Source organism: Microcystis sp. M_QC_C_20170808_M3Col, assembly GCF_007095505.1.
In the GTDB taxonomy this organism is placed as follows: Bacteria; Cyanobacteriota; Cyanobacteriia; order Cyanobacteriales; family Microcystaceae; genus Microcystis.
Map to the genome: position 1 here is coordinate 1 of NZ_SFBY01000462.1, position 17,942 is coordinate 17,942.

Annotated in this window: 18 protein-coding genes and 1 pseudogene; 13 read left to right on the forward strand and 6 right to left on the reverse strand. The window is 41.6% G+C overall.

From position 1 onward, the window contains the following. Positions 1-658: 658 nt before the first annotated feature. On the forward strand, positions 659-1,321 hold the full coding sequence (locus EWV84_RS21145) for an ABC transporter ATP-binding protein (protein ID WP_286823619.1): 663 nt from the start codon (positions 659-661) through the stop codon (positions 1,319-1,321). Between the two features lie 12 nt (positions 1,322-1,333). Here the strand turns inward: EWV84_RS21145 and EWV84_RS21150 are convergent, their stop codons facing one another. Then, positions 1,334-2,620 carry an ABC transporter permease gene (locus EWV84_RS21150; protein WP_287079885.1) on the reverse strand — a complete coding sequence of 429 codons (1,287 nt, stop codon included), beginning with the start codon at positions 2,618-2,620 and terminating at the stop codon, positions 1,334-1,336. Between the two features lie 210 nt (positions 2,621-2,830). Beyond that, positions 2,831-2,929 (reverse strand): annotated as a pseudogene (locus EWV84_RS22990) (aluminum resistance protein); the annotation flags it as partial. Between the two features lie 116 nt (positions 2,930-3,045). Between EWV84_RS22990 and EWV84_RS21155 the strand changes: the two are divergent. The 4 genes from EWV84_RS21155 (at position 3,046) to EWV84_RS21170 (ending at position 7,726) form a co-directional block, all read left to right on the forward strand. Next, entirely contained in the window at positions 3,046-3,879 is an 834-nt protein-coding gene (locus tag EWV84_RS21155; RefSeq protein WP_110578684.1) for an acyl-CoA desaturase, read from the forward strand. A gap of 493 nt (positions 3,880-4,372) precedes the next feature. Then, positions 4,373-5,545 (forward strand): 1-deoxy-D-xylulose-5-phosphate reductoisomerase, encoded by a 1,173-nt coding sequence (gene dxr / locus EWV84_RS21160; protein WP_287079886.1) that lies wholly within the window; start codon positions 4,373-4,375, stop codon positions 5,543-5,545. 198 nt (positions 5,546-5,743) lie between these two features. After that, complete coding sequence (gene proA, locus EWV84_RS21165; protein ID WP_287079887.1) at positions 5,744-7,039, forward strand: glutamate-5-semialdehyde dehydrogenase; 1,296 nt, start codon at positions 5,744-5,746, stop codon at positions 7,037-7,039. Between the two features lie 15 nt (positions 7,040-7,054). Next, positions 7,055-7,726 carry a riboflavin synthase gene (locus EWV84_RS21170; RefSeq protein WP_287079889.1) on the forward strand — a complete coding sequence of 224 codons (672 nt, stop codon included), beginning with the start codon at positions 7,055-7,057 and terminating at the stop codon, positions 7,724-7,726. 89 nt (positions 7,727-7,815) lie between these two features. Here the strand turns inward: EWV84_RS21170 and EWV84_RS21175 are convergent, their stop codons facing one another. Further along, positions 7,816-8,286, reverse strand: a complete 471-nt coding sequence (locus EWV84_RS21175) for a PIN domain-containing protein (RefSeq protein ID WP_287079890.1) — start codon at positions 8,284-8,286, stop codon at positions 7,816-7,818. Then, the gene (locus EWV84_RS21180) at positions 8,286-9,461 is read right to left on the reverse strand and encodes an ImmA/IrrE family metallo-endopeptidase (RefSeq protein WP_287079893.1); all 1,176 of its coding nucleotides are present in this window, start codon (positions 9,459-9,461) and stop codon (positions 8,286-8,288) included. Before EWV84_RS21180 ends, EWV84_RS21175 begins: the two co-directional genes overlap by 1 nt. Before the next feature lie 243 nt (positions 9,462-9,704). Between EWV84_RS21180 and ahcY the strand changes: the two genes are divergently transcribed. From ahcY to EWV84_RS21215, 7 genes are all read left to right on the forward strand, one after another. Then, entirely contained in the window at positions 9,705-10,982 is a 1,278-nt protein-coding gene (ahcY, locus tag EWV84_RS21185) for an adenosylhomocysteinase (RefSeq protein WP_287079895.1), read from the forward strand. A gap of 241 nt (positions 10,983-11,223) precedes the next feature. After that, positions 11,224-11,829: a DedA family protein gene (locus EWV84_RS21190; protein ID WP_045360674.1), complete on the forward strand. Its 606-nt coding sequence runs from the start codon at positions 11,224-11,226 to the stop codon at positions 11,827-11,829. 249 nt (positions 11,830-12,078) lie between these two features. Further along, the gene (locus EWV84_RS21195; protein ID WP_002773173.1) at positions 12,079-12,378 is read left to right on the forward strand and encodes a hypothetical protein; all 300 of its coding nucleotides are present in this window, start codon (positions 12,079-12,081) and stop codon (positions 12,376-12,378) included. Continuing rightward, positions 12,375-12,569 (forward strand): type II toxin-antitoxin system VapC family toxin, encoded by a 195-nt coding sequence (locus EWV84_RS21200; protein WP_287079897.1) that lies wholly within the window; start codon positions 12,375-12,377, stop codon positions 12,567-12,569. The genes EWV84_RS21195 and EWV84_RS21200 overlap by 4 nt, the downstream gene beginning before the upstream one ends. A gap of 150 nt (positions 12,570-12,719) precedes the next feature. Then, positions 12,720-12,971, forward strand: a complete 252-nt coding sequence (locus tag EWV84_RS21205; protein ID WP_287079898.1) for a type II toxin-antitoxin system VapC family toxin — start codon at positions 12,720-12,722, stop codon at positions 12,969-12,971. Between the two features lie 124 nt (positions 12,972-13,095). Beyond that, positions 13,096-13,293: a hypothetical protein gene (locus tag EWV84_RS21210; protein ID WP_002789758.1), complete on the forward strand. Its 198-nt coding sequence runs from the start codon at positions 13,096-13,098 to the stop codon at positions 13,291-13,293. Then, positions 13,290-13,679, forward strand: coding sequence for a type II toxin-antitoxin system VapC family toxin (locus EWV84_RS21215; protein WP_287079900.1), 390 nt, complete (start codon positions 13,290-13,292; stop codon positions 13,677-13,679). Before EWV84_RS21210 ends, EWV84_RS21215 begins: the two co-directional genes overlap by 4 nt. Before the next feature lie 169 nt (positions 13,680-13,848). Here EWV84_RS21215 and EWV84_RS21220 read toward each other — a convergent pair whose 3' ends face one another. Next, positions 13,849-15,333, reverse strand: coding sequence for a GUN4 domain-containing protein (locus EWV84_RS21220; RefSeq protein WP_287079901.1), 1,485 nt, complete (start codon positions 15,331-15,333; stop codon positions 13,849-13,851). Positions 15,334-16,531: 1,198 nt separating this feature from the next. Between EWV84_RS21220 and EWV84_RS21225 the strand changes: the two genes are divergently transcribed. Beyond that, entirely contained in the window at positions 16,532-16,729 is a 198-nt protein-coding gene (locus EWV84_RS21225) for a hypothetical protein (RefSeq protein ID WP_002763362.1), read from the forward strand. 106 nt (positions 16,730-16,835) lie between these two features. On the opposite strand, the gene EWV84_RS21230 is transcribed toward EWV84_RS21225, so the two are convergent. Further along, the gene (locus EWV84_RS21230) at positions 16,836-17,783 is read right to left on the reverse strand and encodes a F0F1 ATP synthase subunit gamma (protein ID WP_286824896.1); all 948 of its coding nucleotides are present in this window, start codon (positions 17,781-17,783) and stop codon (positions 16,836-16,838) included. Positions 17,784-17,942: the final 159 nt, after the last annotated feature.

The following is a 17,942-nucleotide window of genomic DNA, read 5'->3' on the forward strand; positions in this document are numbered from 1 at the left end:
AGAACTGGAAAAAGTAGTCAATCAGCTTTTAAATGAAGGGGGATTGATTATTAAATGGAGTAGAAAACTTAAAAATAAGGGTAATGCTGTTAATGTAACTTAAATGCGTAAAAGCTTATGTCTGCTTCTTCATTGGAGGGGAATATACCGATGATCGAGTGAATATTTGTCATGAATTTCCTGTTTTTAGTACATAATTAGATTATATCCAAGATTCCGCAGTTCAGATTCCACTTCATAAATATCCCTCTTTGGGAGTATCTCATTTATGCAAGTGAGCAATTATACTTGTCCCTAAAACTGGTTTCTAGCAAGGCTTTCAAAATAGCTTGACATAAAACCTGATTTAGGGGTTACAAAGGTGAGATGCTCCCCCCTCTTTTGTCTGTCAAACCTTGATTTATCTTTGGCTGAAACGGCGTAATTTGGAAATTTCCTAAACTGACAAAAGAGGGATAATTTTCGCAAAGCAATATCGTACAAGCCTTGCTCAACCAATTCTCAATAAGGAGGATTCATTATCAATATCAACAAACAGATTAATTCAAGTGAACTAAATTAGACAAAGCCCTTGCACAGAAAGGCTTTCAGGTTTAATGATTTTTTTTTGTTTGTCAACCTGCGGAATGTGGGTATTAAATCACCCCTGGTAAAAACGATGATTTTCTTGCAGACAATTACAAAAATTTACTCTCTAGGGGAAGTGAAAATTCCTGTTCTTCGGGGCATAGATCTGGAAATTCGGTCGGGGGAATACGTGTCCATTATGGGAGCTTCGGGTTCCGGGAAATCAACCCTGATGAATATTATCGGCTGCCTCGATCGCCCGACGGGGGGACAATATATTTTAGAAGGCAGAAACTTAAAGAACTTGGACGATAACCAACTGGCTTATATTCGCAATCAGAGGATTGGCTTTGTCTTCCAACAATTTAATTTATTGTCCCGCTCCACTGCCCTAGAAAATGTCATGTTGCCGATGGTCTATGCCAATGTTCCCAAGCCAAAGCGTCGTCAAAGAGCGATGCAAGCTTTAGCTAGAGTTGGATTGGCTAATTATCTCCACAATCGGCCTAGCCAACTTTCTGGGGGACAACAACAGCGAGTCGCCATCGCCCGGGCCCTAGTTAATCGACCGGCTCTGGTGTTGGCCGATGAGCCGACGGGGGCCTTAGATACACAAACGTCCCAAGAACTGATGGATTTACTAACCGAACTCAATCAACAGGGGATCACGATTGTGATTGTCACCCACGATCCTGATGTAGCTGCCCAAACCCGCCGGGTGATCCGTCTTCAAGATGGCTTAATCGTTTTTTAGGGTGTATTGGCCTCAATCCCGTCGTAAAGCGGTAATCGGGTCTAAATGAGCGGCAGAACGGGCAGGAATTACTCCTGCTGACAAACCAACGAAAAAAGATAAGCCAAATCCACTGATTATCGACCAACCTGACAAGACAAAGGGAAATCGGAAAATCTGGGCGCTACAGAGGGCTACTAAAATTCCCAATAAGACACCGATGCCGCCGCCAGTCAGGGAAATCATCACCGATTCCGCTAAAAACTGTTGGAGGATTGCCGAACGGGTAGCCCCCACAGCTTTGCGAATCCCGATTTCCCTAGTGCGTTCCACCACGGAAACTAACATGATATTAGCGATGCCAATACCACCGACTACTAAGGAAATGCCAGCGATCGCCACCAGCATCACTGTAAACAAACCCACTACCGTGGTCAAGGTTTTGACCACATCGGTTTGGTTTCTAATGCTAAAATCATCGGCTTGAGAAGCGGCGAGATTGTGGCGCTGACGCAAAAGATTAGTAATTTGATACTCGGCATTTTGCATCTGATCTTGCTGGTCAACTTTGACATAAATGCCGTTAACAGCCTTACCACTTAAAGAATTATTGCCGACCAGACGAGAAGACATATTGCTCAGAGGAATAAAGACCTGATCGTCGCGATCGATCGAACCTTCTGCACCTTTTGGCTCAAATACCCCAATAATTTCGTAACTATTTTTTCTTTCAATCCAAAGCTTTTTACCAATAGGATTAGTATCATCGCCAAAGAGTTCTGTTAACAGAGTCGAGCCTAAAATCGCCACTGGTGTCGCCTGTGCCATTTCTTCCTCGGTAAAAAATCGACCTTGGCTGAGTTCTGTATTTCTCGCTTTCATGTAGTTAAGATCGATTCCCACCACATTAGTGGCATGATTGACCTGGCCCGCTAGCACTGGTGCCGGACGCTGCAGATAGGCGGAGACCACCTGTACACCGGGAACTTGATTTTGAATAACTTTGGCATCTTCCCAGATTAAGGTACTACTGGAACCGCGGCCGAGACTAATCCCCCCGGTTCTGGCTTCTCCTGGTAAAATTTGTAAAACATTAGTACCTAGAGATTGAATTTTTTGTTCGGTGGCTTTTTGTACTCCTTGGCCTACGGAGGTGAGAGCAATCACGGAGGCAATGCCAATAATCACCCCTAACATGGTTAACAGAGTCCGCAGTTTATTACTCCAGAGAGCTTCGATCGCTATCGAGACAATTTCACCGATCGCCACGGGATGAGGATGATCAGCCTGAAGTATTTGTTTAGGTAAGTTAAGAGTCATTGAGTTCTATTTAATCTGGCTAAATAATATAGATTTATGAGCGGATAAAAGAGATATTTTCGACTTATTTGTCTTTTTTTATCTATAAATTACCTTATTTACTGTTTATAGAAGAGATTATGCTGTATTGACTGCGGCTTTCCCGTCCGATAGCATTGCCGATAAAAACCCTCACTTAGGGAAATCAATCGCTTCGCCATACTTTCCCAATAGGATTTTAGCGAGATTTTCCTTGACCTGTGCGTCAATTTCCGAAAAGATGGGGAGTAAGGCCTTTTCTGCCCTGTGGAGTAGAGAGGGGATAGCCATCAAACAATATGTGATATTTGTTACTATTCAATAAGCGTCAAAGTTCCTCCTGTGTCAAATCGAGACAGATAAGACAATGATGCTCTGTCTCCTGTTGTTTCCCTTTGGGTTATTCAATGACTGTTGCGACTTCCGAAAAACTTCCCATCGACTGGGTGACTCTCATCTACATGGCTTTTATCCACTTAGTGGCTCTTTTAGCCTTCTTGCCTAGCAATTTTAGCTGGGGCGCTGTGGGAGTAACATTGATTCTCTATTGGATTACCGGGGGTTTAGGAATTACCCTCGGTTTCCATCGTTTGGTCTCCCATCGGAGTTTTAAGACTCCCAAATGGTTAGAATACTTTCTGGTTTTGTGCGGGACCCTCGCTTGTCAGGGAGGTGCGATCGCATGGATAGGCCTACATCGTATTCATCATAAATATTCTGATACTGCTCCCGATCCCCACGATTCTAATAAAGGTTTCTGGTGGAGTCACATGGGTTGGATGCTGCACGAAATTCCTGCCGACGAAGAAATTGCTCGTTTTACCCAAGATATCGCCGACGATCCTTTCTATAAATTCTGTCAAAATTATTTTGTTCCTATCCAAATTGTTTTAGGCTTAATTCTCTATGCTATGGGTGGTTGGCCGTTTGTAATTTGGGGAATTTTTGTTCGCTTGGTCTTAGTTTTCCACTCCACTTGGTTTGTCAATAGCGCCACCCACAAATTTGGTTATGTTAGCCATGAATCCCACGATAATTCTAAAAATTGTTGGTGGGTTGCCCTCTTAACTTTCGGTGAAGGTTGGCACAATAATCACCATGCCTATCAGTATTCGGCCCGTCATGGCCTACAATGGTGGGAGGTTGACCTGACTTGGATGACCATCCGTCTACTGCAAATTCTGGGATTAGCTACTAATATTAAGTTACCTCCCACCACGGCAACGGCGACAGAAAGTTAGTTTTATCCAGTAGTTAAATAGATTATAAAAATAGCCGAACTTAAGCTTAAGTTTGGCTATTTTTTCCCCGACTTAACCCAAACCTGACATCTTTTCCCACGGCATAACTGAGGAATATAGGTACTGCCAATCCTCCCCCAAAAAACGAAATCATTGATAGGATAAACTTGATTATTTCCCCCTCTGCTGAACATTGACTGGGGAAAGCGCAACCCATCGGGCCAAGAGCGAAGGATAGCCAACCAAAAATGTAAACACACAGGGGAAATAAGAGGCAAAAAACGAGGCCGCCCGTTAGACAGCCTAATCCATTAGCCTTTCTGCTTGATTTCTTCTCTGTCACCATCTCGATCGCTGACTTTTTCTAACCCTTACCACAAAAAAGTCAAACTATTAACTTTTTTAACAAATGTTTAATATTTATGCCGACGTGCCAGAAGGACCCCAGAGAACGTATATTTAAAGCTAATCCCCAAATTATATTAAGTTTCTAATGAAAAAAATCTCGATTTTAGGCTCTACTGGCTCGATCGGTACTCAAACTCTCGATATTGTCACCGATCATCCCGATAAGTTTCAAGTGGTGGGATTAGCCACGGGTAATAATATTCAACTACTATCGGAGCAAATTCGGCAATTTCGCCCGCAAATCGTGGCGATTAATAACGAAAGTCAACTAGAAGACCTGAAAAGCCTAATTTCCGACCTTGACTACACCCCGATTATCTTAGCAGGAAAGGAAGGAGTAATCGAAGTGGCCCGTTATGGCGATTCCGAAAGCGTCGTCACGGGAATTGTCGGTTGTGCGGGATTGCTGCCGACAATTGCCGCTATTACTGCTGGTAAAGATATCGCCCTCGCTAATAAAGAAACCCTGATTGCTGGCGGTCCGGTGGTGCTGCCTTTAGTGGAAAAACACCGAGTTAAATTATTACCTGCCGATTCGGAACATTCAGCTATTTTTCAATGTTTACAGGGAGTTCCCCCGGGGGGATTAAAAAAGATTATTCTCACTGCTTCTGGGGGTGCTTTTCGCGATTTACCGGTGGAAAAATTGTCTCAAGTAACTGTAGCTGATGCCCTCAAACATCCTAACTGGTCTATGGGCAGAAAAATCACCATCGATTCGGCTACTTTAATGAATAAAGGTCTAGAAGTTATCGAAGCTCATTATTTATTTGGTGTCGATTATAATGCGATCGATATTGTTATTCATCCCCAAAGTATTATTCACTCTTTAATTGAGTTACAGGATACCTCGGTTTTAGCTCAATTAGGCTGGCCAGATATGCGTTTACCCCTGTTATATGCCTTGTCTTGGCCTGAAAGAATTTATACCGATTGGGAACCTTTAAATTTAGTTAAAGCCGGCAGTTTAACCTTCAAAGAACCCGATCATCAAAAATATCCCTGTATGGGATTAGCCTACGCAGCCGGCCGCGCGGGTGGGGCAATGCCAGCAGTATTAAATGCGGCTAATGAACAAGCGGTAGCGTTATTTTTAGAAGAAAAGATTAGCTTCTTAGATATTCCCCGGGTGATCGAAAAAGTTTGCGATCGCTTTGCAATTCATAACAGTTCTACTCCTAGCCTAGATGACATTTTAGCCGCCGATAATTGGGCGCGTCAAGAGGTATCTAACTGTCTGATTGCCAATCTAGTCTAGATAGTCTAGATTCTGTAGGGATGTTAACTCTAATGTCTCTACAGGTCTAGGATAGAAAAATCACTAATTTCGGCTATTTTTTCTGGTTAACTAGATTTATGATGATTAGGGCAAGAGTTGATAACCCTAAATAACCCTGAAGCTTGATCAAAAATAAGATAAAATAAACAAGATAGCGGTTATTACTTTTAATTTTCTATGGTTACAACTTCTCTATCCCTCCCCGAAATCGCACGAGAAACCCGTCAAGCGAGTCGTCAACTGGCTATCCTGACTAACGAAGAAAGGAATGAAGCTTTAGAGGCTATTGCTGAGGCTTTAACTGCCAATGCTGATAAAATACTAGCAGCTAATATCGCCGATGTTCAAACTGCCAATACGATGCAATTATCTCCGGCTTTATGTGCGCGATTAGAGTTAAGTCCCAGCAAATTAAAAGCCGCTATTGCCGGGGTGCGAGATGTGGCTAAATTAGCAGATCCTTTAGCTACGATGCAAATTAATCGGGAATTAGATCAAGGTTTAATTCTTCAGAGAATAACCTGTCCTTTGGGGGTTTTAGGGGTGATTTTTGAAGCTCGTCCCGATGCTTTAATTCAAATTACCAGTTTAGCGATTAAATCTGGTAATGGCGTTATTTTAAAAGGGGGGAAAGAGGCGCTCCGTTCTTGTCAAGCTTTAGTAACAATTATTCATCAGGCATTGAGTCAAACTAAAGTTAATCCGGCAGCGGTACGATTATTAACAACACGAGAAGAAATTCAGGAACTATTAAAACTCGATCAATACATCGATTTAATAATTCCTAGAGGTTCTAACGAATTTGTTCGTTATATCCAAAATAATACCCGCATTCCTGTGCTTGGTCACGCCGATGGTATCTGTCATCTCTACATCGACAAAGAAGCCGATTTAAGCAAAGCAATTAGGATTACCGTCGATGGCAAAACTCAATATCCTGCCGCTTGTAATACCATTGAAACTTTATTAGTTCATCAAGAAATCTCTAGACAATTTTTACCCGCAGTGGCCCAGGCATTAGAGGAAAAAAAGGTTAAATTATTGGGAGATGAAGCAACTCGTCAGATTATTAACGTGCCATCGGCCACAGAACAAGACTGGCAAACCGAATATAGTGATTTAATTCTGTCAATTAAAATTGTCGATAGTCTAGAATCGGCAATCGAACATATTAATTATTACGGTTCTCGACACACGGAAGCCATTGTCAGCGAAAATTTTAACACGGCCAAAACCTTTAGCGATCGAGTCGATGCCGCCGGAGTTTTTCATAATTGTTCCACCCGATTTGCCGATGGTTTCCGTTACGGTTTTGGGGCCGAAGTCGGTATCAGTACCCAAAAAATGCCCCCCCGCGGTCCGGTGGGATTAGAGGGATTAGTGACCTACAAATATCAATTAGCCGGAGATGGTCATATTGTCGCCGATTATTCTGGGGAAAATGCCCAATCTTTCACTCACAAAGATTTATAGTCGAGAAAAAAGCAGATGTTTACAGGATTAATTCAAGCCTTGGGAACGATTCGGGTCGTGGATACTGATAGACTATATTTGTCTGTATCCTCTAATACAATTCTCCAAGATTTAATGATTGGTGATAGTGTGGCTGTGGATGGGGTTTGTTTGACAGTTGAGCAAATTCTCCCAGAAGGTTTTCTGGCCACCGCTTCCCCAGAAACCCTACAGCGCACTACTTTGGGACGAAGGATTCACACAGAAACCAACGTTAACCTAGAAACCTCTCTGCGGGTGGGTAGTAAAATCGGCGGTCATTTTGTCACCGGTCATGTGGACGGAATTGGCTGTTTATTAGAATCGATAATCGTGGCTAATTCGTGGGAAATGACCTTTGCTGCCCCTAGTTCCCTAGAAGACGAGTGGAATAACTACATAGCTCGTTACATCGTCGGTAAGGGCAGTATAGCTGTTAATGGCATCAGTTTAACCGTGGCCGATTGCGATGCCTCCGGCAGCTGGTTTAAAGTGGCTGTCATCCCCCATACCTACGCCGAAACCAATCTTTCCCATTTAAAATTAGGCGATTGGGTGAATCTAGAAGGGGATATTTTAGGCAAATATGTGGAAAAATTGCTAGGAATGCGCTCTTATCACGCTCCTAGCGAGATTAGCCTAGAATTTCTGGCTGAACATGGTTATTAGTTTTCCAGAAAAAGCCTTTTCAACTAGAAAATCAATCTGGCACGACTCGTTATATAAATTTATTGGCAATTTATCCATTAATTTTAGTTTTAAAATTGCCAACCTTCTCGCTCCATTAAACCCTGAACATTGGTACAATCGATAGAAAAGTGTTGACAGACTGTGGGGATTTTGGGAGCATTAGGCTTTAAGGCTTCTTCGGTAATTACGCAACCGTCTTTTATCTTAGTAGCGGCAATAATAAATGGGTTTGCCACTGGTTTTCCTTGTAATCTTGCTTTTTCACTCACTAAATCCTTAAAGTTTCTGATAGAAAAAATTTCGGCAATAAATAAAGTTTCCTGAGCAGTGGGTGGTAAAAATATTTGTTTATTGAAGTCTATCCAATCTAAAACAAATTGTTTATTATTGCCATATTCTACTTCTTTAAGCACTTCGCGTACTGATTTTAGCCTACCTTCTGACACAAGCAAATCGATTTTTTGCCAAACGGTAGGAAAACTTTTGGGAAAATAGTTTCCTAAAACCTTAAAACTACTTGTGTCAAAAATGTAAACCATCAAAACAGTCCCTTGTCTAATAAATATTGTTCAAGTTGTTCCACCATAGCAACTTTTTTAATGTTTAGATAATCGGCAACGCGCTCGATATCGTATTGACCTTGATAGTATTTATTGAACACAAGTTTTAGGTAATTTTCTCCCAAATATGTCGCCTGATTAGCATAGTAATCACCTCCAGATTTTTTATTTTTGTCCTGACTTTTTCCCACCTGCTCACTGTACCACTCGCTTACTTTAAGAGTATATTCTTTCTGGGAGATTAAGTTATGATCTAACAGTTTTCGTAAAACTACTTCTCGACTAACCTTATAATCACTGGAAATTTTCGAGATATTTTTATCATTAACTATTGTTTCTCTGATTATCTCAGAAAAAACATGATTAGGAAGCAGAAACTCCGCAGCAAATTTATTACAAAATATCTCGATATATTTATTTTCTCCTTGCAAACTATTAATATATCTATCGTCAGACTTAGTAATTCCGTTAGTCTGCAAAAGAATATGTGCTAATTCATGAAAAATGGTAAATATTTGTCTAGATTTTTCCGTGCTATTATTAAGATAGATGATTGAAAATTCAATATCTATCAAGCAAAATCCCGAAATTTCTCGCTGCTTAAAAGAACGCTTAAAAATAAAAATACCGGCTTCTTCCACGGCACTCCGCCATTTTTTTAAGGCAGTTTCCCGATCATTCCAGGTCAGTTGTTCTTCTAGAGTAACGTTTAAATAATTTCTGATCTGTTCGGCTAATTTCCTTAAATCATCACTAGAACTAACCGAAATATCCTGAAAGATTTTCTTGGTACTAGGATTAATACCATTATTAATTTCTAAGAGCGACAATTGCATCGCTTTTGCTTGTCGTAAAGCATAGATAGTATCGGCGGCCAAATTTTCGATTTCAAAGTCTGGCAAAGTTCTAAATTCTTGTTTTTCCTCCGCTTCTAGGGGAGGTTCTGGGAAAAAGAATAAAGCGAGGGGACGTTTATATATTTCTGCTAACTTTTCCAATTGACTATAGGCAGGAAAGTCCTCTCCTGACTCCCATTTCTCGATAACAGAAACATCTTTTTTAAACTTGACCGCCACAGACTCAAGAGAATATCTCGCCCTTTCTCTTGCCCATTGGATTATCTTGGGATTAACGCCTGTCAGTTTCTCGCCCATCGGTTTATCTTATCATCACGAGATAGAGATTTCTAGCTTAATTTAGCTTGTGTGATAGTTTAATTGTACTAAATAATCGGTCAGAATAGAGACAATATACTGAGTTCTGGATAGGTCAGCGAGGTATTGATAATTTTTTCCTATATAAAAAACCGGTGGAAGGCTTGACATTAGCCAAAATCCCCAGACAATGTTAAGTTAAATTAACCAATAGCCTAGGCTTGTATTCAAGGAAAACCCCTTATGGTAGCAACACCAGTTCAACAGAAATACGACATTAAAGATATTAGTTTAGCCCCCATCGGCAAACAACGCATCGAATGGGCTGGTCGGGAAATGCCAGTTTTGCGTCAATTAGCCGAACGTTACGCCATCGAAAAACCCTTTGCTGGACTGCGTTTAGTCGCTTGCTGTCACGTTACCACCGAAACCGCTAATTTGGCAATCGCACTCAAAGCCGGTGGCGCTGATGCGTTATTAATTGCTAGTAATCCCCTTTCCACCCAAGATGATGTGGCCGCTTGTTTAGTCGCTGATTACGGCATCCCCGTTTATGCAATCAAAGGGGAAGATAACGACACCTATCACCGTCACGTTCAAATCGCCCTCGATCACAAACCCCAGATTATCATCGATGATGGTTGTGATGTAGTGGCCACCCTGGTTAAAGAAAGAAGTCACCAATTACCCGACATTATCGGTACTACCGAAGAAACTACCACCGGTATCGTCCGTTTGCAAGCCATGCTCAAAGCCGGGGTGTTATCCTTCCCCGCAATGAACGTTAACGACGCAGAAACCAAGCATTTCTTTGATAATCGCTACGGTACAGGTCAATCTACCCTTGATGGTATCATTCGCGCCACCAATATCCTCCTTGCCGGTAAAACCGTGGTTGTGGCTGGTTATGGTTGGTGTGGTAAAGGTGTCGCTATGCGGGCCAAAGGTTTAGGCGCTAATCTAATTGTCACCGAAATTAACGCCGTACGCGCCATTGAAGCGGCGATGGACGGTTTCCGCGTTATGCCCATGGATGAAGCCGCTAAAGAAGGCGATATCTTCATCACTGTTACTGGTAACAAGCACGTTATCCGGGCTGAACATTTCGACCTAATGAAAGATGGGGCGATTGTTTCCAACTCCGGTCACTTTGATATTGAAATCGACCTGCAAGCTTTAGGCGCAAAAGCGAATAATGTTAAGGAAGTTCGCAACTTTACCCAACAATATAGCCTAAAAAGCGGTAAATCCGTCGTTGTTATCGGTGAAGGTCGCCTAGTTAACCTCGCAGCCGCCGAAGGTCATCCTAGCGCCGTTATGGATATGAGTTTCGCTAACCAAGCGATCGGTGTAGAATACTTGGTTAAAAATAAAGGTAAATTGGCCCCCGGCATCTACTCAATTCCCTACGAATTAGACCAAGAAATCGCCCGTTTGAAACTGCAAGCCATGGGGATTGAAATCGATACCCTCACCGAAGCCCAATTAGAATATATCAACTCCTGGACTTCCGGAACCTAATATCAGTTATCAGTTATCAGTTATCAGTTATCAGTTATCAGTTATCAGTTATTAGTTATCAGGAGTCAGGAGTCAGGAGATTGCTTTTATTTATTCTTGCCACTCTCCCACTTCCCCACTCCCCCACTTCCCCACTTCCCCACTTCCCCACTTCCCCACTCCCCCACTTCCCCACTTCCCAACCCCTAACACCCAACCCCCTTTTTTTACTTTTAAACTGTTTTCTAAATCATAAAAAAATATGACTGAATGGATTACAAATACAATGACTTCGATGGGCTATTTAGGCATAGCCCTATTAATGTTTTTAGAGAATCTTTTTCCTCCCATTCCCTCAGAATTAATTATGCCCCTAGCCGGTTTTACCGTCCATGAGGGACAAATGGAATTTATTCCGGCAGTGGTAGCGGGGATTGTCGGAACCGTAGTCGGAGCGCTACCTTGGTATTATCTCGGTCGGGTTGTGGATGAGGAAAAAATCGAAAAACTAGCCGATAAATACGGCAAATGGATTACCGTTTCCGCTAAAGATATTCAAAAAGCCAATCAATGGTTTAATCGTCACGGTAGTAAAGCGGTTTTACTCTGTCGTTTGGTCCCCGGAGTGCGAACTTTGATTTCCCTACCTGCTGGGATGAATCACATGGCGATGATTCCCTTTTTAGTTTACTCCACCATCGGCACGACCCTCTGGGTCGTTTTTTTAACGGCAGCAGGTTACTTTTTAGGGAAAAATTACCCCCTTGTGGAAGAATATCTGGCTCCCGTCTCAAAAATAGCCCTACTTGCCCTCGTTATCTGGTTTATCCTCTGGATTATCCGCAAACGCAACCGCCGGTATGAGTAAATGTTGATGATAGGTGCTGCGTTACGACGGATTGTCACCTTCCAGTCAAATCAGCAATTTTTGCCGTCTAACGCACCCTACTGGACTGTTTCAACTAAAATAGGGCAATAGATTTCGGCTTAAAGTCTTAGATTATAAAATTTATAGCATTTTTCTAATACACCAAATTAGCTGAAACAGTCCACTACGTTTTACTACGTTTTACTGCTTATAAAGGGGCAAAAGGATAAGAATGTACGAGGTTTTAATATGCCAACAATTAAACTACGTTCTCAGATTGGTAGAGATGGAATCTTACATTTAGATATACCGTCCGATTTTAAAGAAACTGAAGTAAATGTTACAGTAACCGTTGAAGCGGTTCAAGAAGTCAGTGAAGATTTAGCAAGTAGAAAAGAGGAAAGAAAACCTCGCTATAATGCCTGGGGCAACCCAGTAGTAGAGCAATCTATTACCCAAGCTATTTCAGGAATGCGCCGCCTTCAAAAAACTGTAGCTTTACCTAAAAGTGAAATTCGTGCCATGCGAGAAGAAGGGAGGCGGTTTTGATTGAGTTCGTTTTAGATTGTTCGGTAGCAATTAGCTGGTGTTTGGTCGATGAAGATAAAGATTATGCTAACGCAGTATTAGACATAATGCCAAACGCCGAAGCATTTGTTCCCGAAATTTGGTCTTTAGAGATTGTCAATACTCTCCTAGTCGCAGAAAGAAGAAATGGCTCTACCGAACCTGTCATGTAAAACTATTAACAACTCATGCTTGTAAAGCTTGTATAGTAAGGCTTTGAGTTTTTGTTAGATTGATATTTATCAACTTTAGAGCATTACTGGACAGAGAGGGAGCTTGGGGAATTTTCTACAGTGTAAGTTCGGAAGAACCGAAGAAATCGGATGACGGTCGAGCAAACTCAAGCATCGATTAATTGGTTACAGTCTTTACTTATTACTATTGATTCTTTAACTTCAGTCCAAGCTTTTGGCAGGACTTTAACACTAGCAAGAGAACAAAAATTAGCTTCTTATGATGCTGCTTACTTAGAGCTTGCTTTGCGCTTAGATTTACCATTGGCTACCAATGATAAGCAATTAATAGATGCAGCATTACGCTGTCAGGTAGAATTACTTAATCCCGCTCTAAATTAAACAAAGTTAGTTTTATCACCCGAATATTCCTTGGCTTGGTGGCTCTACCGTACTTGTGATGATAATATATAATGATGGTCTATGACAGAGACATTAAATACTGTTTGGTATTAGGAGAAAAGCTGTGCCACTGATTAAAATACCAAGGAATTATCTGATTGCTGAGGATGAAAATTTTATTACAGCAGACGTGCCAGATTCACTGCTTCAGCTTTGGCAAAAAGATTATCAAAAGGTGGTTAAAGCCAAAGGTATTCTTAAGGATAAAAAAGCGGCAATGCTATCTCATGTAGAGTCTCTTCGTCGGGAGTGGGATGGATGAAATACGTCTATGATACCAATATTTTTATTTATTATTTAGCCGATGATGATATAGTTACTTCTTTTTTCTCCCAAGCTTTTTTGAGTTTGCATCAGATTTTTATCTCACCAATTGTCAGAATTGAGTTACTCAGTTTTCCTACTTTGTCTAAGGAAGAAGAGCAGATAATTGAAGATTTACTCTCACAGTTTGAATTAATTCCCATATTGAGAGAAATTGAAGATCTGACTATTCAACTGAAACGACAGTATAAAATCAAGATTCCCGATGCCATTATTGCCGCGACAACATTGAGCCAGAATGGATGTTTGGTCACTAGAAATGTTGATGATTTTAAGGAAATTTCCGGTTTAAAGATTAAAAATCCGTTTATTGATGAGGGCTAAATAATAGTAGAAGAGCGAGAATTAAAAGTTGACTTATCTGCAAAGTAGCTTACTACTGGAAACCGATAGCTTGATGACAGCAACCAGTACCAGGTATCGAATGGGGAAAAAGCCCATGAATTCGTAGAAAAAGTACCCAAAATTATCCTTGAAAAAAGACCTGAGATCGTCATATCCTACAGGTTACAAGTCTTTGCGCGAGAAAAGGCACACCACACGCAGCAATACCCAGAAACACCCCGCCGAAAACCCCAGGTACGGGTAGGTGTCCCTTGGGGACTGCTGAATTAAAGACTGCTGAATTAAAAGTTAATTGTCGGCCTGTCAACCACCCACCTCCTTGTCTCCAGCCGACGCTATCGGCGAACTTTTCCAATACTTCCACATCTTCTATTTCGCCATTATACTTTATCGTGCTACCAAGACTCTCATAGATGTCTTTCTGGACGCTGAAGCCAAACTTACCATTACTATAATTTAGCCAAAGTTGGTTAATAGTTCGTAAATCTTCACAGGGAAAATTATCAATATCCTCTCGTCTCAACCATCCTTCGCTTTCCCTTCCGGCGACCTGACACATGACTTTACCTGTTTCTTCGTCTGCTTCTTTCCAGTTTCCTGCTGCTAGGAGTTGCTGTAATTTGGAGTAGTTAACACCTCTAGCACTTTTAAGCACAATATTAGCAGCAACTTTAGGCGGTGGTGGTGTTTGAATAACGGGGGTTGCTGGTGTTGGAGAATAACGGGGAGTTGCTGGTGTTTGTATCGAAGTTGCTGGTGATTGTCCCGTCAAATCTTGTAAAATCTCCCGCGCTGACTGATAACGCTTTCTTGTCCCAAACTCGATCATTTTATCAAGAATGCGCCCTAAATCATCCCGAACATTATTATTAACTAAAAACTGTCGCCAAATCCATTCATGGTCACTGGTATCAAATAAATCAAAGGGTGAAATCTGAGTCAACAAATAAATACAAGTGACTCCTAAACTATACAAATCACTAGGATTGTTCGCCTTACCGTTAGCTTGTTCTGGAGCGACATATTCCGCTGAACCGATTACCGTACCAGTAACAGAACGATTAAGAGGTGTAACAACTCTAGACGCGCCAAAATCCACTAAAACCGCTTTCTTGTCTGAGTTACGTCTAATAAGATTTTCTGGTTTAATATCTCGGTGAACTACTCCCTGACTATGAATAAAATCTAAAACCGGCAAAATATCTGTTAATAAAGCCTTAATCTTGGCTTCATTAAATACCCCCTGGCTTCTTAATTCTTGTTCTAAATTTTGTCCTTCAATATATTCTTGTACCAAATATTGACGGTCATCATCATGATTGAGATAAGCGAAAAGTTCAGGAATTTGGGGATGTTTTCCTAATTTTTCTAATTGGATTGCTTCTTTTTCAAATAATTCTGAGGCTTTCTCAATTGTATCAGTCCCTTGAGCCGAGGGAAAAAACTGTTTAATCACACAATAAGGTCGAGAAGGCTTACTATAATCTATCGCTTTAAAAGTGCGACCAAATCCTCCTTGACCAATTAATTTAATTGCTTGATAACGCTCTTGTAAGAACAATTTAGAGCGGCATTTTTCACAGAATTTATTGCCATCTGGATTGGCGGCGGAACAGTTAGGATTGGGGAGCATCTCACTTATGCAAGTGAGTAATTATACTTGTCGCTAAAACTTGCTTCTGGTAAGGCTTTCAAAATAGCTTGACATAAAACTTAATTTAGGAGTTACAAAGGTGAGATGCTCTTTACTCCTTTAAGTAGTTGGGTTGACGTTAAAAAAGTAGCTCTCTTAGGTTTGGTGAGTAAAATGTATTCTAAGATACAGTCCTGCCGGCGAGCGAGTGGAAGGAACCACAGAGACACAGAGGACACAAAGATTGATCGATTCTATAGTAACTTAAACTGATCAGACAAAGAATAAGAGAGCCACTATCACTGGACTTCCCCCATACATAAATACTAGAAAATTAACAAAACCCTTACTGCAGGTCGCTTCTAAGAAAAAATTGAAAAGAGGCTACTGGGTACATTTTTCACTTGAAAATGGCTGTACCGTTGACTGTATCTGGAGTAGAGCGATGACCTAGAGTTGGCTGTATAGTGATCGCTAACCTGATTTTAACAGATAGTGTCATTAATCTCTAGAGTAAGGGATTCGCTCTGTAGCCATGTTTTTGCTGGTTTTCTGCCCCGAAACAAGCTATAATAGTCGAAAAGTCAAATTTGAAAAATTTTGCTTTGAACCCTATCTGCGTAAGGACTTCAGGAGTTTGTGTCCAGTAGTCCGTTAGTATTATATTGCTTTAACTCAGGCTGTGTGAGACTTTTAGCCATAGCTAGTATGTTTATACGGGGGAAGTCCAGCTATCAGTGTCATCCAAGATTTGTAGCGGCCAGTGCCTTCGTAGAAAAAGAAGAGTCTGCATAACTGAGAATGATAGGAATTGTCGGTAATGCTTCATCCTCAGAAAAGGGAAACTCAACTGTACTAGGCATGAGCAGATGCCCCTTGGTCATCCTCAATCATCTGCCCCAGGATGTTTGCAGTTGCCGTTGCGTCGTAGGGGGACCAAATTGGGTACTCTGATGCGGAGAAGATGAATTGTAGTTCAGCGTCTGGGATTTGTGTGGCTAGGACTTTAAAGAGTGATAATTTGTCTGACTGGCTCAGATTGTTGACCAGAGGAATTAACTCAGCGAGTGACATGGTTTAAACTTCTAGAGGTGCGAGAATGAACTCTTAATAAAATCTTAATTGGGGGTATTACCTGGAAAAGTTCGTCTAGAATTCCGTTGGACTGATCCAAAGGCAACCCAATACAAGAGGTCAAATGGCTATTTTCCAATATCAGATTCTTGTAGGAAAGAATGAACCTAATGCTGTGGTCTGGTTTCTGAATGGCAACCAAGTAGGAGCGGATTTGCTACAAATTCTTAATGATTTGGGCTCTCAAGGTTGGGAAGTAGTTGGTATTGGGGATATAGGTTTTGATAGTCGCTCTGAGATTGTGCTTAAGAAAACAATCTAATCATCCTTAGGTGTTCTTCGTCCCTACTTTTTCAGCAAGCCCTATATAAAAAAAGGAGTGAAAAAAATCACTCCTACTGATAATCAAAAGAAAAAATGGCTTAAACCTAGAGAGCGTTGGCTCCCGCTACTACTTCTAGCAATTCTTGGGTAATAGCGGCTTGACGCGCTTTGTTGTAGGTGCGGCTTAAAGTCCCGATTAACTCGCTGGCGTTCTCGCTGGCGTTGCTCATCGCCGTCATCCGGGCTGCTAATTCACTCGCTGCCGATTCCTGGAGAGCGCGCAGTAATTGGTTATTTAAGTACAAAGGTAGGAGAGAATCGAGGATTTGGACGGGATTCTGCTCAAAAATCATGTCTTGGGGAAAAACCTGCGCTGGTTGGCTGGCCATTTTTTCCCGTTGTACCTTAAATTTTCCCTCTTTAGTCACCAAACGGAAAATCTCGTCATCCTGTACCGCTAAACCTTGGGTAGTTAAAGGTAACAGGGTTTGAATCACCGGAGTGGAACTGATCAGGGAGATAAAACGAGTATAAATTAACTCGACGCGATCAACTGTTTCCGATAAAAATAAGGAAAGCAATTCATCCCCAATCGTGCCAGCTTCATCAGCAGTGGGAATCTGTTCAAGGTTAATAAATTTAGCGGCAATGGGAGCATTGCGGCGCTCGAAATATTGTGCCGCTTTCCGGCCGGCAACAACTAATTGATAGTTAATCCCTTGCTCTTTTAATTCATTAATCCGTTGTTCGGCACGACGGATGACGTTAGTATTATAACCGCCACAAAGACCTCGATCGCCTGTCACTACCAACAGAGCCACGGTTTTTACTTCCCGTTGGGCCAGTAGGGGTAAATTAACATCACTAAAGGCCAAACGACCTTGCAGATTATAAAGTACCTGAGCGAGGGCATCGGCAAAAGGACGGGTACAGAGAACTTGTTCTTGGGCGCGGCGCACTTTGGCCGCCGCTACTAGACGCATGGCCTCGGTAATTTTTTTGGTATTTTTGACCGATTGAATTTGGTCGCGAATCGCTTTGAGATTAGGCATAATTCAGTTATCAGTTATCAGTTATCAGTCATCAGTCATCAGTCAAGAGTCGGGGTTTAGGAGGGAATGGAGAGGTGGGGAAATGGGGAGATCGGGAAATTTCAACTAATACCCCAAAACCCCAAAACCTCAACACCCCATCCCCTAAAACCTAACCCC